Annotated in this window: 18 protein-coding genes and 3 tRNA genes; 10 read left to right on the forward strand and 11 right to left on the reverse strand. The window is 73.1% G+C overall.

Annotated features, from left to right (window positions below; translation table 11 throughout):
• The first annotated feature begins 96 nt into the window (after positions 1 to 96).
• A tRNA-Met gene (locus KIT14_14500) sits at positions 97 to 170 on the forward strand.
• A gap of 99 nt (positions 171 to 269) precedes the next feature.
• On the opposite strand, the gene KIT14_14505 is transcribed toward KIT14_14500, so the two are convergent.
• Positions 270 to 1,589 carry an NAD(P)/FAD-dependent oxidoreductase gene (locus KIT14_14505; GenBank protein MCW5891742.1) on the reverse strand — a complete coding sequence of 440 codons (1,320 nt, stop codon included), beginning with the start codon at positions 1,587 to 1,589 and terminating at the stop codon, positions 270 to 272.
• Positions 1,590 to 1,726: 137 nt separating this feature from the next.
• Here KIT14_14505 and KIT14_14510 point away from each other — a divergent pair, with 137 nt between their 5' ends.
• From KIT14_14510 to KIT14_14520, 3 genes are all read left to right on the forward strand, one after another.
• Positions 1,727 to 1,960, forward strand: a complete 234-nt coding sequence (locus tag KIT14_14510; protein MCW5891743.1) for a hypothetical protein — start codon at positions 1,727 to 1,729, stop codon at positions 1,958 to 1,960.
• A gap of 4 nt (positions 1,961 to 1,964) precedes the next feature.
• Positions 1,965 to 2,129 (forward strand): hypothetical protein, encoded by a 165-nt coding sequence (locus KIT14_14515; protein MCW5891744.1) that lies wholly within the window; start codon positions 1,965 to 1,967, stop codon positions 2,127 to 2,129.
• 47 nt (positions 2,130 to 2,176) lie between these two features.
• Positions 2,177 to 2,249, forward strand: a tRNA-Cys gene (locus KIT14_14520).
• A gap of 43 nt (positions 2,250 to 2,292) precedes the next feature.
• On the opposite strand, the gene KIT14_14525 is transcribed toward KIT14_14520, so the two are convergent.
• The 3 genes from KIT14_14525 to KIT14_14535 are packed head-to-tail and all read right to left on the reverse strand — an operon-like array spanning position 2,293 to position 3,573.
• Positions 2,293 to 2,901, reverse strand: coding sequence for an MBL fold metallo-hydrolase (locus tag KIT14_14525; GenBank protein MCW5891745.1), 609 nt, complete (start codon positions 2,899 to 2,901; stop codon positions 2,293 to 2,295).
• On the reverse strand, positions 2,898 to 3,224 hold the full coding sequence (locus KIT14_14530) for a 4a-hydroxytetrahydrobiopterin dehydratase (GenBank protein ID MCW5891746.1): 327 nt from the start codon (positions 3,222 to 3,224) through the stop codon (positions 2,898 to 2,900). The genes KIT14_14525 and KIT14_14530 overlap by 4 nt, the downstream gene beginning before the upstream one ends.
• A gap of 43 nt (positions 3,225 to 3,267) precedes the next feature.
• Positions 3,268 to 3,573: a hypothetical protein gene (locus KIT14_14535; protein MCW5891747.1), complete on the reverse strand. Its 306-nt coding sequence runs from the start codon at positions 3,571 to 3,573 to the stop codon at positions 3,268 to 3,270.
• Between the two features lie 182 nt (positions 3,574 to 3,755).
• Here KIT14_14535 and KIT14_14540 point away from each other — a divergent pair, with 182 nt between their 5' ends.
• Entirely contained in the window at positions 3,756 to 3,944 is a 189-nt protein-coding gene (locus KIT14_14540; GenBank protein ID MCW5891748.1) for a hypothetical protein, read from the forward strand.
• A 189-nt stretch (positions 3,945 to 4,133) separates the two neighbouring features.
• On the opposite strand, the gene KIT14_14545 is transcribed toward KIT14_14540, so the two are convergent.
• Positions 4,134 to 4,219 (reverse strand) — tRNA-Leu (locus tag KIT14_14545).
• Between the two features lie 538 nt (positions 4,220 to 4,757).
• On the opposite strand from KIT14_14545, the gene KIT14_14550 reads away from it, so the two are divergent.
• The 3 genes from KIT14_14550 to KIT14_14560 are packed head-to-tail and all read left to right on the forward strand — an operon-like array spanning position 4,758 to position 10,320.
• A complete protein-coding gene (locus KIT14_14550) occupies positions 4,758 to 7,367 on the forward strand; it encodes a glycosyltransferase (protein ID MCW5891749.1) in 2,610 nt (869 codons plus the stop codon).
• A 3-nt stretch (positions 7,368 to 7,370) separates the two neighbouring features.
• Entirely contained in the window at positions 7,371 to 9,167 is a 1,797-nt protein-coding gene (locus KIT14_14555; protein MCW5891750.1) for an ABC transporter ATP-binding protein, read from the forward strand.
• Positions 9,151 to 10,320, forward strand: coding sequence for a hypothetical protein (locus KIT14_14560; protein ID MCW5891751.1), 1,170 nt, complete (start codon positions 9,151 to 9,153; stop codon positions 10,318 to 10,320). Before KIT14_14555 ends, KIT14_14560 begins: the two co-directional genes overlap by 17 nt.
• Before the next feature lie 77 nt (positions 10,321 to 10,397).
• Here KIT14_14560 and KIT14_14565 read toward each other — a convergent pair whose 3' ends face one another.
• A complete protein-coding gene (locus KIT14_14565; GenBank protein MCW5891752.1) occupies positions 10,398 to 11,567 on the reverse strand; it encodes an acyl-CoA dehydrogenase family protein in 1,170 nt (389 codons plus the stop codon).
• An 82-nt stretch (positions 11,568 to 11,649) separates the two neighbouring features.
• Between KIT14_14565 and KIT14_14570 the strand changes: the two genes are divergently transcribed.
• Both KIT14_14570 and KIT14_14575 read left to right on the forward strand, forming a co-directional pair.
• A complete protein-coding gene (locus KIT14_14570) occupies positions 11,650 to 13,908 on the forward strand; it encodes a hypothetical protein (GenBank protein MCW5891753.1) in 2,259 nt (752 codons plus the stop codon).
• Complete coding sequence (locus KIT14_14575; GenBank protein MCW5891754.1) at positions 13,905 to 14,840, forward strand: alpha-L-glutamate ligase-like protein; 936 nt, start codon at positions 13,905 to 13,907, stop codon at positions 14,838 to 14,840. The genes KIT14_14570 and KIT14_14575 overlap by 4 nt, the downstream gene beginning before the upstream one ends.
• 7 nt (positions 14,841 to 14,847) lie before the next feature.
• Here KIT14_14575 and KIT14_14580 read toward each other — a convergent pair whose 3' ends face one another.
• The 5 genes from KIT14_14580 to cofG all read right to left on the reverse strand — a co-directional run bounded on the left by KIT14_14580 (position 14,848) and on the right by cofG (position 21,084).
• Positions 14,848 to 16,911, reverse strand: coding sequence for an AAA family ATPase (locus KIT14_14580; protein MCW5891755.1), 2,064 nt, complete (start codon positions 16,909 to 16,911; stop codon positions 14,848 to 14,850).
• Positions 16,912 to 16,993: 82 nt separating this feature from the next.
• Positions 16,994 to 17,755, reverse strand: a complete 762-nt coding sequence (gene cofE / locus KIT14_14585; protein ID MCW5891756.1) for a coenzyme F420-0:L-glutamate ligase — start codon at positions 17,753 to 17,755, stop codon at positions 16,994 to 16,996.
• Positions 17,752 to 18,696 carry a 2-phospho-L-lactate transferase gene (locus tag KIT14_14590; GenBank protein MCW5891757.1) on the reverse strand — a complete coding sequence of 315 codons (945 nt, stop codon included), beginning with the start codon at positions 18,694 to 18,696 and terminating at the stop codon, positions 17,752 to 17,754. Before KIT14_14590 ends, cofE begins: the two co-directional genes overlap by 4 nt.
• Entirely contained in the window at positions 18,617 to 19,873 is a 1,257-nt protein-coding gene (gene cofH, locus KIT14_14595; protein MCW5891758.1) for a 5-amino-6-(D-ribitylamino)uracil--L-tyrosine 4-hydroxyphenyl transferase CofH, read from the reverse strand. Before cofH ends, KIT14_14590 begins: the two co-directional genes overlap by 80 nt.
• Entirely contained in the window at positions 19,870 to 21,084 is a 1,215-nt protein-coding gene (cofG, locus tag KIT14_14600; GenBank protein ID MCW5891759.1) for a 7,8-didemethyl-8-hydroxy-5-deazariboflavin synthase CofG, read from the reverse strand. The genes cofH and cofG overlap by 4 nt, the downstream gene beginning before the upstream one ends.
• Positions 21,085 to 21,087: the final 3 nt, after the last annotated feature.

The following is a 21,087-nucleotide window of genomic DNA, read 5'->3' on the forward strand; positions in this document are numbered from 1 at the left end:
CGTGGCACGCGGGTGTGTCGCGCGTGGCACGCGCAAACGGCCCGCGTTGGGCCGCCTCGCCTTGACAACCCCTACTGCCCCGGATAACCCCACCGTCGCGGGGTGGAGCAGTCAGGCAGCTCGCGAGGCTCATAACCTCGAGGTCGGTGGTTCAAATCCACCCCCCGCAACTCCGCAGCAACGCCCACGGGCTCGGCGTGCCTCCAGCGCGCCGGGCCCGTGCTGCATTCGGGGCCGCGCGTGGCGCGAGCGGGCCGCGACGCCGGCTCTCAGGCCGCGCGGCCGGTGCTGCGATCGTCGCGGCGCGCCTCCGCGCGCGTCGACGCGCCGAGGATCGCGCGCAGGCCGCGGTCGTACGTGAGGTAGTTCCAGGCCCAGTTGACCAGCACCACGGCGCGATTGCGGAACCCGATCAGCATGACGACGTGGAGGACGAGCCACGCCCACCACGCGAGCGGGCCGGTGAGCTTCACGCGACCGATCTCGGCGACGGCACGGCTGCGGCCGATCGTCGCCATGGCGCCCTTGTCGTCGTAGACGAAGGCCTCGAGCGGCTGGCCGGCGATCGCCCGCAGGACGTTGCGCGCGGCGTGCGTGCCGCCCTGCATGGCGACCTGCGCGACCTGCGGCAGGCGCTCCGCGCCGTCGACGAGCGCGACGTCGCCCGCGACGAAGACGGCCGCGCTCCCGAGGGACTGCAGGGCGGGCGTGGTGCGCAGCCGGCCGCTGCGGCCGGTGGGGAGCCCGAGCCCTGCGGTGATGCCGCCGGCGCGGATGCCGGCCGCCCAGACGACGGTACGTGCCGCGATCGTCTCGCCGCCGGCGAGGTGGACGCCCTCCGGGCTCACGGCATCGACGCGGGTGTCGAGCCGCACTTCGACGCCGAAGCCGGCGAGGTCGCGGCGGGCACGCGCGCGCAGGCGCTCGTCGAAGGCGAGCAGGACGTCGCCCGCGGCCTCCAGCAGCACGATGCGCAGCGCCGCCGGCGGGATCGACGGATAGTCCGACGGCACCACGTGACGGCGCAGCTCCGCGAGCGCGCCGGCGGTCTCGACGCCGGTCGGCCCGGCGCCGACGATGACGAACGTCAGCCGCCCGCTGCGGTCCGGGCCGTCGGGCTCGACGGCCGCGTACTCGAGCTGCGTCAGCACGCGGTTGCGCAGCAGGCGCGCGTCGTCGACATCGTAGAGCGCGCAGGCATGCTCGCGCACGCCCGGGATGCCGAAGTCCTCCGCAGCCCCGCCGGTGGCGACGATCAGCCAGTCGTAGCCGATCTCTTCGCCCGCGTCGGTGCGGAGCACGCGGCGCTCGGGGTCGCCGCCTGCGATGCGCGCCATGCGGAATTGGACGCCGGGCAGACGGCGCAGAAAGCTGCGCGTCGGATAGACGATGGCCTGCGGCTCGAGCCCCGCGGTCGCGACCTGATAGAGGAGCGGCAGGAACGTGTGATAGTTGCGCGCGTCGAGCCAGACGACGTCGGCCGGGCCGCCTGCGAGCTGGCGGACCGCGCGCAGGCCGGCGAAGCCCGCCCCGAGGACCACGACCCGCGGCCGCCCGCTCGCCGACGACATCACGTCGGACCCTAGCACGCGTTGACGCCCACGGAAGCCGTCCTCTACTGTGCGCCCGTGCACCGGATCGTCGCGCGCTCGCAGCCCGCCATGATCGTCGCCGACGTGCGTGGCCGCGGCGGCGGCGAGCTCGCGGCGCCGAGAGCGAGCGCGGCATGAGCGTGCGCGCCGCCTTCGTCCTCGGCGTGTTCCTCGTGCTGGCTGCGCTCGCGCACGGCGGCTTCTACGCGGCGGGGCACGACTTCGTGGTCAACCGCTTCACCGGCCAGTTCGAGTTCGTGCCGGGCGACGACGAGGACGGCGATGCCGCGACGCCGACGCACCGCTGTCGTGCCTTGACCTCCCCGGGGGGCGCCGCTAGGGTCGGCTTCCTTCCGCGCCGGAGGTGACGCCATGGCTGGAGGACGGGCCTTCAAGAGCAACGTCCGAGAGCGCCGCGAGGCCGAGCGCCGCATGAAGGCGCTGGAGAAACGGCAGAAGAAGGAAGAGAAGAAGAAGCTCGAGCAGCCCGGCGACGCGACCGCCGGCGGCGTGCCCGGAACCGGCACGCAGAGCTGATCGACTGCTGGACACCCGGAGACCAGGCGCGTAATCGTTCGAGGCAGGGCGGCGTACCCAAGTGGCTAAGGGAGAGGTCTGCAAAACCTCCATTCACCGGTTCGAATCCGGTCGCCGCCTCTCCACTTCCTCTCCTCTGCCGAGTCGCCCGGCCTGATCGGCGTCAGGCCGGGAAGCCGGCGACCAGCTCCCGCAGCCGCGCGTTCGCGTTCGACAGGATCGGCGCCCCGTCGCCGAGGAGCAGCACGTCGAGGTCCAGCTCGAGCAGGGCGCGTACGCTGGCGCGCAGGCGGGCGGGATCGTCGAGCACCTTCTCGCGCAGGAGCGCGAGCTGCCCCGGCGGCTTGCCGACGACGGCGTCGCCGACGATCAGTAGCCGCCGCGCCGGCCAATGGAACGCCACCTCGCCCGGCGATTTTCCCGGCACCGGCGTGACGACGAGCGGCCCGAGCTGCTCGCCGGGCAGCAGCGTCGCGTCGACCGGCGTCCCCTGGTCGCGCGCGTATGCGGCGTCGCCGTCGTGGATCGCGATCGACGCGCCGGTGCGCTCCTTCACGCGCGCCGCCGCACGGCTGTGGTTACGGTTCGTGAGCAGGATGCGGGCGACGCCCAGCTCGGCGAGCTGCTCCAGCCCCTCGGCGCCAGGATCGACGGGATCGATGCAGAGGCTGCCGCCCGCGTCCTGCACGAGCCAGCCGTTCCAGTCGTAGCCGTGCGGCTCCGAGAAGACGCTCCAGCCGAGAATGCCCGGCACCACCTCGCGCAGCATCACGCCGTCTCCAGGGCGTCGATCCTAGCGGCGAGGATGAAATCGTTCTCGGAGAGACCGCCGATCGTGTGCGTCCAGATGGTGACCTGGACCTCGCGGTAGTGGACGGTGAAATCCGGGTGATGGCCTTCGGCTTCGGCGAGGTCGGCCATGCGGTTCACGAAGCGCATCGCGGTGGCGAAGTCGCGAAAGGCGAAGGTGCGGTGCAGCTTCGCGTCGCGGACGACCCAGTCGGGGATCTCGCCGGCGAGGCGGGCGACGTCGTCCGCGTCGAGCTTCGGGACGCCGCCCTCGCAGGACACGCAGTGCTTCGCGCGCAGGCTCATGCGCGCGAGCAGAGCACTTCGCGCGCGGGTTGGCCAGTCCCGTTCAGCGGGGGAACGGGCGTGCCGCGAGGAGGGCGCGCAGGAGCTCCTTGGCGATCTTGTAGCCGACCAGGCAGAGGAGCGCGTCGCGCACCGATACGACGCGGAGAGCGTCGCTCACGTCGAGGAGCCGCACGGCGGCCAGCTGCTCGAGCACGTTCCAGGCGACGGACACGCAGTAGCCCAGCAGGACGAGCAGGCCGACGGTGGTGGCGACACGTGCCGCCGCCCGCCACGGACGGCGTTCGAGGCGTTCGCGATGGAGCGAGAACTCCGCGGCGGGCGGCGACACGTCGGCGAAGGCCCACATGCCGTTGCGGCGATGCAACGCCGGTGCCACCGGATGGCAACGCGTCGGCGCGGGGCAGGTCGTCCGTCACCGTCACGCGCGTGACGGTGCGACGGCCGGGCGCGCGGTGTCCCCGGCCTCGTCCGCGACGCCGTCACCGAAGGTTCATCTACTCGGGTTCCGCGGCACGCTAGGGTGCCCGCATGGAGCACGACAATCAGGCGCGCCGCGCCCAGACCTGCGCCCAGCTCCGCCGAGCCGCCGAGCACCTCGAGACGATGCCCATCGAGCACGCCAAGGAAGCCATGGAGGAGCTCGCCGCCGCCCTCGACGAGCTGGGTCGCTGGTCCGAGCGGGCGGGCTTGATGGCGGCCACCGGCGAGGAGCCGTAAGCCGCCGATCGCCGGGGTCGGGCTCCCAGCCTCGGCGCGCGGCCCCGAGGCGACGCGGCGGACATGGTGCCGTCCGGCGGAGCGTCGCTGGGAGGGGGGCGCGGTGCAGGAGCAGCACGGCGCGTCGGCTCAGCGGGAAGCTGCTCATCGGGGAATCTAGTGTGCTTGCTCCCGGCGCGTGGGACACGATGCCGGGAGGGGGACTCGAACCCCCACATGCATCGCTGCATCGCGGGTTTTAAGCCCGCCGCGTCTGCCAGTTTCGCCATCCCGGCGGCTCTCCGCTCATACCCGACGCCGATGCAGACTGCGATGCTCGGGGCACGTCTCGTTGCCCCGCGCCTTGGTCGGCGGCGTCGGGGGGGGTCCGACGGAGCGCGGACTCGGCGCTGCGGGCCGCCGTGCGTTGCGCCTCGTCATGCGCGCGGTCGGCGACGCGTGTCCGTGAGTGCGCGACGACACGGCGCTTGCGCAAAGTTACGACGCCTTGTTGCCGGCGCGTCGCAAATACGACGATGTCGCCGTGTCGACGCGTTGAATTTCCGCGGGCGCGCGAGGGCACGGGCGTTGCTCCGGTAGCGCACCATGCTCCAGCTCTCGCTCGCACTCCTGGTCGGTACCTGGGCTCTCGCGCTCTACCGCCTCGCGCGCACCTGGCGCGATCAGCCGGCGGTGCCGCTCGAGGAGCCGGTGACGCCGATCACGCGTCTCGCGGCCTGACGCGACACCGGCCCTGGATGAGGTCGCGCCACACCGCGTCGCGGTTGTGGCGTCCGGCGCACGTCGCTAATCTCCGCGCGTCGCGCCCCCACCATGATCCAGGCCACCCTGCGCCCGCTTCCCGAGCGGGCCCCGACCCCGTTCCTCGACGGGGTGCCACCCACCGTCGCCGGCAAGTTCTTCTTCGTCGGCGACCGCAAGCTCTACCTCCGCGGCGTCTCCTACGGCCCCTTCGGGCCGGCCAGCCACGGCTTCCCGTTCCCGGAGGAGGACGTCCTCGAGCGGGACTTCGCGCTCGCGGCGGAGATGGGCGCGAATTGCCTGCGCACCTTCACGGTGCCGCCGCGCTGGCTGCTCGACCGCGCCGCCCGCCATGGCCTGCGGGTCATGGTGACGATCCCCTGGGCCGAGCACATCACCTTCCTCGACCGCCACGAGGTCGAGAACGAGATCGTCGGCACCGTGCGCGCCGCCGCCGAGAACCTCGGCGGCCATCCGGCGCTGTTCGCGCTCCTCGTCGGCAACGAGATCCCGCCCGACATGGTGCGCTGGTATGGGCCCGAGCGAGTGCAGGCGTTCCTGCGCCGCCTCGCCGAGGAGATCCGCGAGCGGGCGCCGGGGACGCTCGTAAGCTACGCCAACTTCCCCTCGACCGAGTACCTCGACGTCACCGAGTTCGTCGACTTCGTCTCCTTCAACGTCTACCTGCATCGCGAGCCGGATTTCCGCCGCTATCTGTCGCGGCTCCAGAACCTCGCCGAGGACAAGCCGCTCGTCCTCACCGAGTTCGGCGTCGACTCGATCCGCGAGGGCAACGACCACCAGGCCGAGCTGCTGTCCTGGATGATCCGCGCCGGCTACGAGTCGGGCGCGGCCGGCTGCTTCGTCTTCTCCTGGACCGACGACTGGTTCACGGGTGGGGCGCAGATCGCCGACTGGGCCTTCGGCGTCGTCGACGCCCGGCGCGCGAAGAAGCCCGCCTTCCACGCCGTCCAGCAGCGCTACCAGGCGCCGCTGCCGCCGGCCCTCGAGCGCGCACCGCGCGTGTCGGTCGTCGTGTGCGCCTACAACGCCGAGCGGACGATGGAGGCGTGCCTCGAGTCGCTGCGCCACCTCAACTACCCCGACTACGAGGTCGTGGTCGTGAACGACGGCTCGACCGACCGCACCCTCGCGATCAGCGAGGACTTCGCGCGCCGGTATGCTGCCGACGCCAGCGGACCGCGCTTCGTCCTCATCAGCCAGGCGAACGAGGGCCTGTCGATCGCCCGCAACGTGGGCGCCGAGGCGGCGACGGGCGAGATCGTCGCCTACACCGACTCGGACTGCGTGCCCGACCCGGACTGGCTCTACTTCCTCGTCTACAAGTTCGTGCGCCACGGCTTCGTCGCCGTCGGCGGGCCGAACTTCCCGCCGCCCGAGCCGAGTCTGGTGCCCGCGGCCGTCGCGGTCTCTCCGGGCGGCCCCACGCACGTGCTGCTCGACGACGAGGTCGCCGAGCACATCCCCGGCTGCAACATGGCCTTCACCAAGCAGGCCATCGCCGAGGTGCACGGCTTCGAAGCGATCTTCGCCGCCGCGGGCGACGACGTCGACTTCTGCTGGCGCCTGCAGAACCGCGGCCACGCGGTGGGCTTCAGCCCGGCGGCGACGGTGTGGCACTACCGCCGCAACACCGTGAAGGCCTATCTCAAGCAGCAGATGGGCTACGGCAAGGCGGAGGCGCTGCTCTACTTCAAGCATCCATACCGCTTCAACATGCTCGGGCAGTCGCGCTGGCTCGGCCGCATCTACGGCGAGCTCACGACGGCGGTGCTGTCGCGCCGCCCGGTGATCTACTTCGGCGCCTTCGGCCGCGGCCTCTTCCAGTCGATGTACGAGGCGCCGTCCTCGCTCCTCAGCTACCTGCCGTTCACGCTCGAGTGGAATCTGATCGGCATCATCCTGTTCCTCGCCGGGCTGGTCTCGCCGCGCATCATGCCGGTCGCGATCCTGCCCCTGGCGGTGTCCATCGCCTGGGCCGTCGGCACGGCCGTCAACGCCCGCGTCGACCCGCGCTTCGGCGGCTTCCGGGCCCGCGCGCTGATCGCCGTGCTCACCTACCTCGGCCCGCTCGCGCGCGGCGTGCAGCGCTACCTCTGGCGCATGCGCGGCATGGCCGAGATCGAGCCCGTGACCATGCCCGGGCGCCACACGCCCGCCCGCGTCGACCTCCCGACGCGGTCCTACACCCTGCGCTACTGGAGCGAGCAGTCGCACGAGAAGGAGAACCTCCTCGGCGCGCTCATGGAGTTCCTGATCCCGCGCAAGTACCTGATCGCCGTCGATCCCGGCTGGAATCGCTGGGACGTGGAGATCTACCGCGGCATCTGGGCGAAGGCGCGCATCGCCGTCGCGACCGAGAACCACGGCGGCACCAAGCGGCTGCTCAACCTGCGCTGCGAGATCCGCCCGACGCGGGTCTCGCAGCTCTCCCTCGTCGGCTTCGCCCTGGCGGTGATCGCGGGGGTCGTCTTCGGTGTGCCCGAGATCACGGCGGTCGGCGGCGCGCTCGGGCTCGTCAACCTCGCCGTCATCGTCGGCGAGAACGTCCGCCTCGGCCGCATCCTGCACGACAGCTGCGACATCGTGGCGAGCGCCCTCGGCCTGGCGCCCGTCGACGGCAACGGCGAGCGCCCGGCGCCGGCGCGCGCGGCAGCCTAGGCCATGGGCGGCACGCTTCGCGTCGTGGCGAAGGTGCTGCGCCGGCTGCGGCCGTACCGCGTGCTCTTCGGGCTCGCGGTGCTCCAGGTCGTCCTGATGGCGGCCTTCGAGCTGGCCAAGCCGTGGCCGCTGAAGGTCGTGGTCGACGCCGTCGTCGGCGGCAAGCCCGCCGGCATCGCCGCGCTCGACGGGCTCGAGCGCCGCGCGCTGCTCGCGGCGGCCTGCGCGGGGCTGGTCCTCGTCTACCTGGTCCTCGGGCTGCTCAGCGTCACCAGCAACTACACGACCATCCGCGTCGGCCAGCAGATGGTGAACGACTTCCGCAGCGAGCTGTACGCGCATCTGGCCCGTCTGTCGCTCGCCTTCCACAGCCGCCGCCAGGTCGGCGATCTCCTCTACCGCCTCACCGCCGACACCTTCGCCATCCAGACGCTCACCATGAACGGGTTCTTCCCCATCCTGACCTCCGTCGTGCTGCTGCTCGGCATGGTGGTCGTGATGGTACGGATGGACTGGCAGCTGACGCTGCTCGCGCTGGCCGTCGTGCCGGCGCTGCTGGTCGCCATCGTGCGCATGTCGACGCAGATCACCACGCTCTCGACCGACGCGCGGGTGAAGGAGAGCGCGCTCTACGGGGTCGCGCAGCGGACCATGGGCGCGATGCGCGTCATCCAGGCGTTCACCACCGAAGAGGAGGAGCACCGCCGCTTCGTGGGCTCGAGCACCGCGAGCCTCGCGGCCAACCTGCGGCTGTACACGTTCCAGACCGGCTACTCGGCGTTCGTGAACGTGCTGATCGCCGTCGGCACCGCGGCGGTGCTCTGGCTCGGCGCGACGCACGTCCTCGACGGCACGCTCGAGGTCGGCGAGCTGCTCGTGTTCACCGCCTATCTCGCGTCGCTCTACGCGCCGATCAACACGTTGACGCAGACGTGGGGCCTCATCCAGGGCGCCAAGGTGGGGGCGGAGCGCGTGTTCGAGATCCTCGACACGCAGCCGGACCTCGCCGACGGGCCGCGGGCGCTCGCCCACGGCGCCGCCCGCGGCGACGTCGTCTTCGACGACGTCCACTTCGCCTACGAGGGCGGCCGCGAGGTGCTGCGCGGCGTGACCTTGCACGCCGCGCCGGGTGCGCTGGTGGCGATCGTGGGTGCGACGGGCGCGGGCAAGACGACCCTGGTCTCCCTGGTACCACGCTTCTACGACCCGCAGCGGGGCCGCGTGCTGCTCGACGGCGTCGACGTCCGCGAGTACCGCCTGCGGCCGCTGCGCCAGCAGGTGGCGATGGTGCTGCAGCCCGCGATCGTGTTCCCCACGACCGTGCGCGACAACATCGCCTACGGCAGCCCCGACGCCACCCCCGAGCGCATCGCCGCCGCTGCGCACGCGGCACAGCTCGACGACTTCCTCGCTCGTCTCCCGCAGGGCCTCGACACGCCGGTCGGGGAGGGCGGCGCGACCCTCTCGGCAGGCGAGCAGCTGCGTGTCACCATCGCCCGCGCCGTGCTACGCGACGCCCCGATCCTGATCCTCGACGAGCCGACGTCGGCCCTCGACGTCGGCACCGAGGCGCGGGTCATGGCCGCGCTGGAGCGGCTCATGGCCGGCCGCACCACGTTCGTCATCGCACACCGCCTCTCGACGGTGCGCCGCGCCGACACGATCCTCGTCCTCGAGGACGGGCACATCGTGGAGCAGGGACCGTACCGGGAGCTGGTCGCACGCGGCGGGGTGTTCGCACGGCTCCATCACACGCAGTTCGCGGACGAGGAGGAGGATGGGCGTGCCGCATCCCGATAGGACGCTTCTGGTGCTGCACATCGTGGGGCAGTACCCGATGGCCGGCGTCGCCTGGCAGGCGCTCCACTATCTGCTCGGCTTCAAGGCGCTCGGCTGGGACGTCTGGTACGTCGAGGACTCGGGCGCGGCGCCGTACGACCCGATCGCCGGCGGCGTGACGGGCGAGACGAGCTACGCCGTGCGCTACGTCGCCGACGTCATGAGCCGCTTCGGGCTCGGCGACCGCTGGGCGTACCTCGACATGATGCAGAACCAGGTGCACGGCATCTCGCGCACGCAGCTCGACGCCCTGTACGAGCGCGCCGCCGGCATCGTGAACCTGTGCGGCGCGACCGCGCCGCGCGAGGAGCACCGCCGCGGCGGCCGCCTCATCTACGTCGAGACGGATCCCGTCTACGAGCAGCTCCGCACCGCCAGCGGCGACACGTCGTCCCTGGCGTTCCTGCGCGCCCACGACGTGCTCTTCACCTACGGCGAGAACCTCGGCGAGCCGGACTGCCCGGTGCCGATGGGCGGCTTCGCGTGGAAGAAGACGCGGCCCCCGGTGGTGATGTACTGCTGGAGCGGGCGGCCCGATGCGGCGGCGCGCTACTTCACGACCGTCGCGTCGTTCGCGAACAAGGGCAAGGACGTCACCTGGCAGGGCGAGACGTACCGCTGGTCGAAGGACGAGAACTTCCTGCGCTTCCTCGACCTGCCGCAGCGTACGCCGCAGCCGTTCCGCGCCGCGATGCGTCCCGCGGATGCGGCCATCGAGGCACGCGTGCGCGCCGCCGGCTGGGAGCTCGTCGACCCGGGCGACACCTCGCGCGACGTCGACGGCTACCGCGACTTCATCCGCGGCTCGCGCGGCGAGTTCACGGTCGCCAAGGACATCTACGTCCGCCCGCGCAGCGGCTGGTTCAGCGACCGCAGCGTCTGCTACCTGGCGGCCGGGCGTCCGGTGATCACGCAGGACACCGGCTTCGGCAAGTACGTGCCGACGGGCGAGGGGCTGTTCGCCTTCTCCACGATGGACGAGGCCGTCGACGCCATCGCGCGCGTCAACGCCGACTACCCGCGCCACGCGGCGGCGGCACGCCGCGTGGCCGCCGAGGCGTTCGGCGCCGGGCCGGTGCTGCGCCGCTTCCTCGTCGATGCCGGCCTCGGCTGAGGGGCCATGCGCGTCGTCGTCACGGGGCTGGTCGCGACCTACCCCTGGGCAGGGTCGCGTGGCGATGCTCGAGGCGGTCAGACGCGGTGCCGGGCGAGCAGCCCCTTGGCGATCACCAGGCGCTGGATCTCGTTCGTGCCTTCGCCGATGATCATGAGGGGCGCGTCCCGGTAGAAGCGCTCGACCGGGAACTCCTTGGTGTAGCCGTAGCCGCCGAGGATGCGCATCGCCTCGAGCGACACCTCCTGGCAGGTCTCGGACGCGAAGTACTTGGCCATGCCGGCCTCGAGGTCGCAGCGCTCGCCGCGATCCTTCATGGCAGCGGCGTTGCGCACGAGCAGCGTGGCGGCCTCGATCTTGGTCGCCATCTCGGCGAGCTTCAGCTGGATCGCCTGGTGCTCGCAGATGGGCTTGCCGAAGGTGGTGCGCTGCTGGCTGTACTTGATCGCCGCCTCGAAGGCGGCGCGCGCGACGCCGACCGCGCGCGCCGCGATGTTGATGCGACCGACCTCGAGGCCCGACAGCACCGTCTGGAGGCCGCGCCCCTCCTCGCCGCCGATGAGGTTCGCGACCGGGACGCGGTGGTCCTCGAAGATCACCTCGCAGGTCTCGATCCCTTTGTACCCGAGCTTGTCGATGTCGCGGCTGACGGTCAGGCCCGGGCCGCGCTCGGCGCACAGCAGGCTGATGCCCTTGTGCGGCGGGCTGGCGGTGGGGTCGGTCTTGCAGACGGTCGAGTAGAGCGTCGCCGTGCGCGCGTTGGTGATGAACATCTTCGAGCCGTTCACCACGTAGTGGTCGCCGTCGCGGCGGGCGACGGTGCGGATCTGCTGCGTGTCGCTGCCCGCGTGCGCCTCGGTGAGGCAGAGCGCGGCGCGGTGCTCGCCGCGCGCCATCGCCGGGAGCCAGCGCTGCTGCTGCTCGGCGGTACCGAAGTGCTGCAGCACGTAGGCGAACATGAGGTGCGTGTTGAGCACGCCCGAGAGGCTCATCCAGCCGCGGCAGATCTCCTCGACGACGCGCGCGTAGGTCGAGTAGTCGAGCCCCATACCGCCCCACTCGGGCGCGATCGTGGCGCCGAACAGTCCGAGCTCCTTCATGCGCTCGACGAGCGGGGTCGGGTACTCGTTCTCGTGCTCGTATCGGCTCGCGACCGGGAGCACCTCGCGCTCGACGAAGCGGCGGACCGTTGCCAGAACCTGCGCGGCGACCTCGGGATCGGTGGCGGGGGCGGGGCGGGCGGACATGGGTGGAGGATCACCACGTTCGTCCCCTGAGTTCAACCAAACTCCCTTGCAACCGCGGACGCCCCTCAGTAGCGTGCGCCCCGTGCGCGCTGCGGTGCGGGCCGCCTGTATCCTGCTGGTGTTCGGGCTGGGCGTCGGGGTGGAACACAGTGCAGGGGCACCGGCGCCGGCACGATCCGACACCGAGGTGTTCAGCGGGGCGGAGGAGACGACGCCTGCGCGCGCCCAGCGTCCGCCGGCCGTCGGCTACTGGCGCGTGCGCACCGAGATCACGGTCGGTGCCGCGACGGAGCCGAGCCGCGTGGCGATGCTCGTGCCGCTCTCGGACGGCCGGCAGGACGTCCTCGTGCGGCGCATGGCGGCGCCCGGCTTCCGCGTCGCCGAGCGGCAGGAGCCGCCCAACCTCCAGGTGGAGTGGACCGCGGAGCGCCTGAAGGCGCCGACGACGATCGTCTACGACGTCGCGGTACGGGTCTCGGAGGTGCGCGACCGCGTCCCCGAGACGCCCATCCATGAGGTCGCCATCGGACCCGAGGCGCAGCCGTGGCTGGCGCCGTCCCCGGACGCGCCCGCCGACGCCCCATTGGTACGCGAGCGGGCGCGGGCGATCGTCGGCAAGGCGACGCGGCTCGACGAGGTGGTGTGGTCGCTCTTCCAGTACGTCGCCGCGTTCCCGCCGCCGGGTGAGGCCGGGGCGCCGCAGGAGGCGCTGCCGGCGCTCGAGCGTCGGCTCGGCACCGGCCTCGGCCGCGCCCGCGCCCTCGTCGCGCTCCTGCGGGCGCGAGGGGTGCCGGCGCGCGTCGTCGGCGGCATCCGCCTGGAGAACGCCGCCCAGAAGCGCGGGACGGCGTCGTGGGTGGAGGCCTGGACGGGAGCGCGGTGGGTGCCGCTCGATCCGGTCGGCGGACACTACGCGGCGCTGCCGAACACCTACCTCGCCGTCTACCGCGGCGACCGCCCGCTGCTGGTCCACACGCGCGGCCTCGGCTTCTCCTACGGCTTCACCGTGCGGCAGACGACGCGGCGCGCGGTCGAGGAGAGCGCCGCGGCCGACGCCACCGAGACCGCCGACGCGCCGACGGCGCGGGCGGCCGGCAGCGACGGCGTGCAGACGCACACCGCCTACGTGCCCGCGCCGGTGGCGGCGGTCGTGCTCATCGCCGATCAGAGCGTGCCCGCGGCGGCGACGGACCGCATCCTCGCCGAGGCGCGTGAGGCGTCGATCGACTGCGTGCTCCTCACCGCCCGCTTCGCGTCGCGCTACTTCCGCGAGCGCTACCTCGAGCGCCTGGTGTCGACCAACCTGCCGCTCATCCGCCAGGCGAACCTCGTCCTGGTCGCGACCGCCGACAGCGCCGGCGTCTATGCGTTGCTCGCGCTCGCCGAGCGCGGCGTGCGGCTCCCCGACAGCCGCATCATCGTCTCCGGCGCGATGAGCGAACCGTCGGCGCTCATGCTGGGCTCGCTGCTCTACAATCTCGTGCGGCCGGGCGAGGTGGCGCTGGTCCGGCGCCCGGCCGACATCCTGCCGCTCTGGGAGATGGCGCGGGCGAACCTGATCGACGGTGCGCCGCTGCGGGAGGAGGCGCAGCGCTGGAACATCGACGCGCTCGTTCTCGGCGAGGCCGGGACGCGCCTGCCCAGCTGGCGGCGGCCGTTGCTGCACGCGTGGGCCCAGATCGTGCGCGCCGGGGTGCCGCTGCCGGCGCTGACGCTGATCCTCGTCCTCCCGATCATCGCCTCGGTGGTGGTGTTCGCGCGGCTCGTCGTCGGCGTGCCGACCTTCGGCACCTTCGGGCCGGTGATCGTGTCGCTCGCCTTCATCACCACCGGCCTGTGGTGGGGAACGCTGACCTTCGCGGTCATCGTCGGGCTCGGCATCCTCCTGCGGGCGGCGCTGCAACGGCTCCGCCTCCAGGCGGTCGCCCGTGTGGCGATCCTGATCACGCTCGTCTCCGTCGTGATGGGCGGGCTCACGCTGCTCGGGGCCCGCCTCGGGATCGGGCCGCTCCTCCATCTGAGCGTGTTCCCGATGCTCATCATGGCCAACGTCGTGGAGAGCTTCGCGTCGGCGCAGATCGAGCTGGGCACGCGTACCGCCGTCCGCCAGACCATCTGGACGCTCCTCGTCTCGATGGCCTGCTACCTGCTCGTCGATCGGGCAGGCCTCCAGGGGCTGGTCGTCGCCTTCCCGGAGATCCTGATCCTGCCGGTGGTCGTGAACGTCGCGCTCGGCAAATGGCGTGGCATGCGGCTCCTCGAGTACGTGCGTTTCCGCAGCCTCGCGACGGCGCCGAGCGGCGCGCCGCCCGCGCGCACCGACCGCGAGCGGGCCGCATGATCGCTGCCCTGGCGCGGCTGCCGGACCTCGTGCTCGGCATCAACCGGCGCAACCACGACTACCTCTTCCGCTTCAACCGCCGCGACCGCTTCGCCCTGGTCGACGACAAGATCGCCACCAAGGAGCGTCTCGCCGCGCACGACGTGCCCCATCCGCCGGCGCTCGAGGTGTGCGACGCGCCCTGGCGGCTGCGTGAGCTCGCGCCTCGCCTGCGTGCGCACGGCGCCTTCGCGATGAAGCCGGCGTGCGGGGCGGGCGGCGGCGGCATCGTCGTCGTCGTGGGACTGCGCGACGGGCGCTTCGAGACGGCGGGCGGGCGGACGCTCGACTGGCGCGAGCTGGCCGCGCACGCGGCCGACGTGCTCGCGGGCGTCTACTCGATGGCCGGCCGCGAGGACCGCGTGCTCGTCGAGGGGCTCGTGGTCGGCGACCCGGAGCTCGCCCGGCTGTCGTACCGCGGCGTGCCCGACCTGCGCGTCGTCGTCCTGCGCGGCGTGCCCCTGTTGGCGATGCTGCGGCTGCCGACGCGGCGCTCGGACGGGCGCGCGAACCTCCATCTCGGCGGCCTCGGCGTCGGCATCGATCTCGCGAGCGGCCGCACCACGACGGCCATCAGCGGCCGGCGGGAGGTCACGATGCATCCGGATCTCGGCGTGCCGCTCGCCGGCACCGTGATCCCGGGATGGGACCAGGCGCTGCGCACGGCGGTGCGGGCGGCGGACGCGATCGGGCTCGGCTTCGTCGGCGTCGACCTCGTGCTCGACGCCGCCCACGGCCCCCTCGTGCTCGAGCTGAACGCGCGGCCCGGGCTGGCGATCCAGCTGGCGAACCGGCGTGGGATGCGCCCGCTGCTCGAGCGCGTCGCCCAGGCTGCGGTGCCACCGTCGCCGGAGGCGCGCATCGCGCTCGGCCGCGCGCTCGTGGCGGAGTGAGCGGCCCTCAGCGCGGGCGGGCCGGCGTCGGCGCCATCTCGTACTGGAAGGCCGCGATGCGCGGGCGGCCGTCGCGCCGCTCGATCGTCCACGTGGCCGTGCCGCGCATCTCGCCCTGCGTGCCGTCGCGATTGCGGTAGGTCACCACGAAGGGGCCGCGCGCGGTCACCCGCACGTCGCGCGTCGTGAGCCGCAGGTCCGGCAGCGTGTACTGGACGTCGTCGATGTCGAGGAACGCCTTGCGATAGGCCTCCGCGATCTGCGTGAGCCCGGCGCGGCCGTTCTCGGTGGCGTCGCGCGCGAAGAGCGCCATCAGGCGGTCGACGTCGCGATCCTCGTAGGCGAGCCGGAAGTCCTGCACCAGCGTGCGGGCCTCGGCGAGGGTAGGCGGCCCGACGGTGAGCTCGGTGTCCGGCGGCGCCTGCTGCGGCGCCTCCTGCGGCGCCGCCGCCGCGGCGTCCGCCGGCGCCGCGGCGACGGCGTCGGCGTTCGCGGCGGTCTCCGAGGCGGGGACCGGATCGCGGGCGTCGGCCGGCTCCGCCGCGGCCTCGGCCGGCGGGCTCTCCGCCGCGGGGCCGGACGCCGGCTCCCGGGCGGAACGGCGTCCGGAGCTGCGACCGGTGGGGCCGGAGCCGGGGACTCGGGCACGGCCGCCGGCGCGGGCGCGACCGACGGTGATCGTCCTCCGAGCCGCTCGAGGAGCGGCGCGACGAGCGGCGCCACGAGGTCGGGACGCATCATCCCGATCGCAACCGCACCGCCGAGCGCCACGAGCACGGCGAGGGCGAGGAGCAGCCGCCCGATCCCGTCGGAGGCCGCCGCCGGCGGCGGAGCGGGGCGGCGCCGCAGCCAGGCGGGGACCGCGCGGCGCGGGATCGGCCTGCGTCGCGAGCGCGGCCTGGGCCGCGGCGGCGGTCTGGGCCGACGCCCCCATCGCCGCGCGCGGTGCCGCGAAGCGCGGCCCCTGCTCGGCGGCGACCGGCGCCGGCGTGGGCACGACGGCGAGCGGGCCGGCATGCACGGCGGTCGGTGCACTCCGCGGCGGGGGCGTCGCCATCGGCGCGGGCGCCAGCGTCAGGGGGCGGCGACCGGCATCGGCGCAGACGGCCTCGACTCCACCGGCGGCGCGAGGGGCCGCGGGCTCGGGCGGGGTCGTGGCGGGTGCCGGGGCCGCCGCGACGGGAGTCGGCGACGCCGCGACCGGCGCGGTGGCTGCCGTGGCGGGTGCCGGGGCCGCCGCCTGTGCCGCCGGATCCTCGGGGGGGAGCAGGCGCGCGTAGTCGGCCCACGCCTCGTCGACGACGTCGGCGGTGATCTTTCGCTGCCCCGCGGCGAATCCGCTGACCAGGCTGGCGTCGCAGAGCACGTTGACGATGCGCGGGATGCCGCCGGTGACCGCGTGGATGCGCGCGACCGCCTCGGGCGTGAAGAGCTCGAGGTCCGGCGCACCGACCTGCTCCAGGCGCCGGCGCATGTAGGCGGCCAGCTCGTCCGGGCCGAGCGCCCGCAGGCGCACGTGCATGGCGATGCGCTGGCGGAGCTGACGCAGGCTCCCCTGGGCGAGCTTCTGCTCCAGCTCCGGCTGCCCGGCGAGGAGGATCTGGAGGATCTTCTCGCTGCCGGTCTCCAGGTTCGAGAGCAGCCGCAGCTCCTCCAGCACGCGCGCGTCGAGGTCCTGGGCCTCGTCGATGAGGAGCACGACGTTGCCGCCGGCGCGCGTGTGCTCGAGCAGGAACTCGTTCAGGCGCTGGAGCAGGACGAGCTTGCGACCGCCGTCGACGGGAATGCCGAGCTCGGTGAGGATGTACTCGAGGATCTCGTCGAACGAGACCGTGGGGTGCAGCAGGAGCACCGTGCGCGTGCTCGGGTTGATGGAGTCGAGCAGGTAGCGCAGCAGCGTCGTCTTGCCGGTGCCGGCCTCGCCGACCAGGGAGAGGAAGCCCTTGCGTTGATCGATGCCGTAGACGAGGGCGGCGCAGGCCTCGTCGTAGCACGGGTTCCGATAGAGGAAGCGCGGGTCGGGCGTGACCCGGAACGGAGCCTCACGGAAGCCGTAGAACGCCTCGTACATCCCGGACTCCGGATGCTACGCGAGGTGCCGGTGAGGTGAAAGCCGCGGGCCGTATGGCACGCGGCATGGGGAGCGCGACGGCTCAGCGGAAGAGGTCGAGCTCGGGCCTGCGGACGAGGCTGCGGGCCCCCGTCGTCCCCGGCGTCCAACGCACGCCGCGCACGATCGCCGCGGCGACGCCGCTGTCCTTCTCCATGACGAGCCCCGCCGCGGCGGCCACCTCGTCGGCGAGCGCCACCACCGTGTGGTGCAGCTCGTGGCCGTGGAGGTCGCCGCGCCCGCGCAGGTCGAGCTGCGGATCCATGCCCGCGCACCCGAGCGCCACCTCGACGAGCCCCTCGCGCCAGGGCCGCCCGAAGGTGTCCGTGACCACCACCGCGACCTCGACCGCGAAGCGCGCCGCCAGCGCCGCGCGCAGCCGCTCCGCCGAGGCGTCGGGGTCGCGCGGCAGCAGCGTCAGGACGCCCGGCCCGACCCCGTTCGACTCGTCCACGCCCGCGTTGGCGCACACCCAGCCGTGCCGGGTCTCGACGATCAGATGGCCGCGGTCCATGCGCACGATGCGCCGCGCCTCACGCAGCACGACCTCGACCGCGCGCGGGTCCTTGGTGCCGCTGCCCTGCGCGGCGATCTCGCGCGCGAAGGCCGACGGCTCGACGTCGGCGAGCGCGACCACCGCGCCCTCGGCCTTCGACACCACCTTCTGGCAGACGACCACCACGTCGCCGGTGACGAGCCCGACCGCGGCCACCGCGTCGCACAGCAGCGCCGCGAGGTCCGCTCCCGGCTCGATCATCGGAAGCCCGGGAACGGGAAGGACGACGACCGGCGCGGCCCTACTCATGGGCGCGCACCTAGCGCCCGCAGCACCGCCGTCGCAAGCCGGGCCGCGTGCGCCGGCGTCTGCATGACCGTGTCGGTGACGAGAACCTTGAAGCCCAGCGCCGCGATGCGCCCGGTCCAGGCCGCGTCCGCACCGTCGAGCACGAACCAGTCGACGAGGCCGCGGTAGAGCGCCGCCACCCCGCGCGGCGACACCTCGTGCCCGAGCCCGCGCAGCATGCGGTGCAACGGCCCCTTCAGCGGCCGGCCGCCGACGAGGGGACAGATCGCCGCCGCCGGAGCGCGCCGGCGCTCGAGCGCCCGGCGCAGCGCGGGAACCGCGAGCATGGGGCCGATCGACACCAGCGGGTTCGACGGCGCGACCACGATCGCCGCCGCCGTGCGCAGCGCGGCGACGACGCCCGGCGCCGGCCGTGCCCCGGCGGCGCCGGCGATCTCGATCCGGCGCACGCGGCCGCGCGCCCGCCCGCGTACAAGGTAGTCCTGGAAGGCGAGGCGGCCGCGCTCGGTGTGGACGAACGTGCGCACCCGGTCGTTCGTCATCGGCAGCAGCGTGGCGCGGAGCCCGTATGCCGCCGCCAGCGACGCCGTGACCCGCGACAGCCTCCACCCCGCGCGCAGCCGCGCCGTGCGCACGATGTGCGTCGCGAGGTCGCGATCGCCGAGCCGGAACCATGCGGGCTCGCCCAGCGTCTCCAGCGCGCCCAGACACGCGAACGTCTCACCACGCAGCCCCCAGCCGCGGACGGGATCGCCGCGGCCCGTCAGCGTGTAGAGGACCGTGTCGAGGTCGGGCGCGACATGGAGTCCGTGGAACTCCTCGTCGTCGCCGGTATTGCCGATGACCGTGAGGCCGGTCGGGTCAGTGCGTCGCTGGAGTCCCGCAAGGAACCGCGCGCCGCCCACGCCACCCGCCAGCACCGTGATCCGCGTCGCCGGCACCGTCCGCTCCGATCCGACCGTAGAGCGTGGTGCGCTGGACGGGCGTGCGGCCCATGGCGCGCACCAGCGCCTCGATCTCTTCCACCGACGTGTACTCGCCCGCGTCGGCGCCCGCTTCGCGCGAGATGCTCTCTTCCATGAGGGTGCCGCCGAAGTCGTTGCAGCCGGCGCGCAGCGTGTACTGCGACAGCCGGTGGCCGAGCTTCACCCACGAGGTCTGGAGGTTGTCGACGAGGCCGCGCAGCATGAGGCGGCTCATCGCGTAGATGCGCAGGTCGCGCAGGCCCTTCGGCACGGGCGTGACCTGGCCGTCGTGGTACATCGCCGTGTTCTCCCAGATGAAGCCGAGCGGGACGAACTCGGTGAAGCCGCCCGTCTCCTTCTGGATGGTGCGCAGGAGATCGACGTGGCGCGCGACGTGGCCCGCGGTCTCGACGTGGCCGTACATGACCGTGGACGTGGTCGGGACGCCGAGGCGGTGCGCGGTGGTGATGATCTCGATCCAGGTGCGCACGTCGACCTTCTTGTGCGACAGGATCTCGCGCACCTCGTCGTCGAGGATCTCGGCGGCGGTGCCGGGAATCGAGCCGAGCCCGGTGTCGCGCAGCATGGCGATGTAGTCGGCCGTGCTCATGCCCGTGCGCCGCGTGCCGTACATGATCTCCATGGGCGAGAACGCGTGCACGTGGAGAGTCGGGTGGCGCTCCTTGATCGCCTTCAGCACGTCCCGGTACGTGAACGGGTCCATGTCGGGGTTGATGCCCCCCTGCATGCAGACCTCGGTGGCCCCGCGCGCGACCGCCTCGTCGGTCTTGCCGAGGACGACGTCGATGCCGTGGGTATAGGCGTCCTCCTCCCAGCGCTGGCGCTTGAAGGCGCAGAAGCGGCAGTTCACGAAGCAGACGTTGGTGAAGTTGATGTTGCGGTTGACGACGTAGGTGACCTCGTCGCCGACGTCGGCGGCGCGGATGGTGTCCGCGGTACGCACCAGCGCCGTGAGGTCGTCGCCCTCCACCCCGAGCAGCGCCTCGCCGTCGGCGACGGAGAGCTCGCGGCGGGCGAGGGCGGCGTCGCAGATACGGCCGACGGCCGGGCTGGCGCGGGCGATGGCACGCTCGGCCGGCTCGTCGTTCAGGGCGACCGCTTCGATCGCGTCCCAGGGATCGAGCCAGCTCATGCGGAGACACCCTCCATGGCGCGCGACGCCGGCTTTCCGCCGCGCGCGACGTAGGGGCGCAGGGCGGGGTCGAGCCAGTCGTCGCCGCGCAGATACGCGGGGTAGATCGGCAGGCGCGGGACGAGGGCGAAGCCCTCGGCGGCGCAGGTCTCGGCGAGGCGGGCGACGTGCGGCCACGGCGCCTCGGGGTTCACGTAGTCGGGCGTCAGCGGGGAGATGCCGCCCCAGTCGTTGAGGCCTGCGCGCAGCAGCAGGCGATGGTCGTCCGGCGAGAGGTTCGGCGGTGCCTGCACGCTGACCTCGGCATCGAGCACCAGCCGCGCGACGGCGATCGTGCGCGCCAGGTCGAGCGCCGTCGGCTCGGGCGCGTCGGCGCGCGGGATGGTCGGCTTGGCGCGGAAGTTCTGCACGATGACTTCCTGGACGTGCCCGTGCGCTCGGTGCAGGTCGCGGATGGCGACCAGCGTGTCGACGCGCTCGGCCGGCGTCTCGCCGATGCCGATGAGGAGGCCGGTCGTGAACGGGATGCGCAGCTCGCCGGCTTCGCGCAGCATGCGCAGGCGGACCGACGGCTCCTTGTCGGGCGCCCACTGATGCACCTCCCCGCGCCCGCGCAGCCGCGGGGAGACGCTCTCGAGCATGAGGCCGAGGCTCACGTTCACCGGGCGCAGCATCGCCATCTCGTCGCGGGTCAGCACGCCGGCGTTCGTGTGCGGCAGCAGCCCCTCGCGGAGCGCGATCGCGCACGCCTCGCGGACGTAGGACGCGGTGCTCGCGTGGCCGAGCCCGTGCAGCGTCTCGCGGTAGCCGCGAAAGGCGACCTCCGGGCGGTCGCCGAGGCACATGAGCGCCTCGCTGCAGCCGAGGCGTGCGCCGCGCGCCGACCAGGCGGCGACGTCGTCGGGACGCATGGTCCAGGCGTCCGGATCGTCGGGGTCCTTGCGGAACGTGCAGTAGGTGCAGCGGTCGCGGCAGAGGTTCGTGACCGGCAGGAACACCTTCGGCGAGTAGGTGACCGTCGTACCCCAGGTCGCGGCGCGGCGCGTGCGGGCGGCGGCGAAGAGCGCAGCGTCGAGCGCGGCGCCGTTGGCGTCGGCGAGCAACGCCGCCGCGTGCTCGGGCGTGAGGGCATCGCCAGCGAGCACGCCGAGGAGCGCGTCACGCAGCGAGGTCGGGGCGGCCGGATCGCCGCCGTGCACGAAGGGCGGCATGGG

Source organism: bacterium (assembly GCA_026129405.1).
Taxonomy (GTDB): domain Bacteria; phylum Desulfobacterota; class Binatia; order DP-6; family DP-6; genus JAHCID01.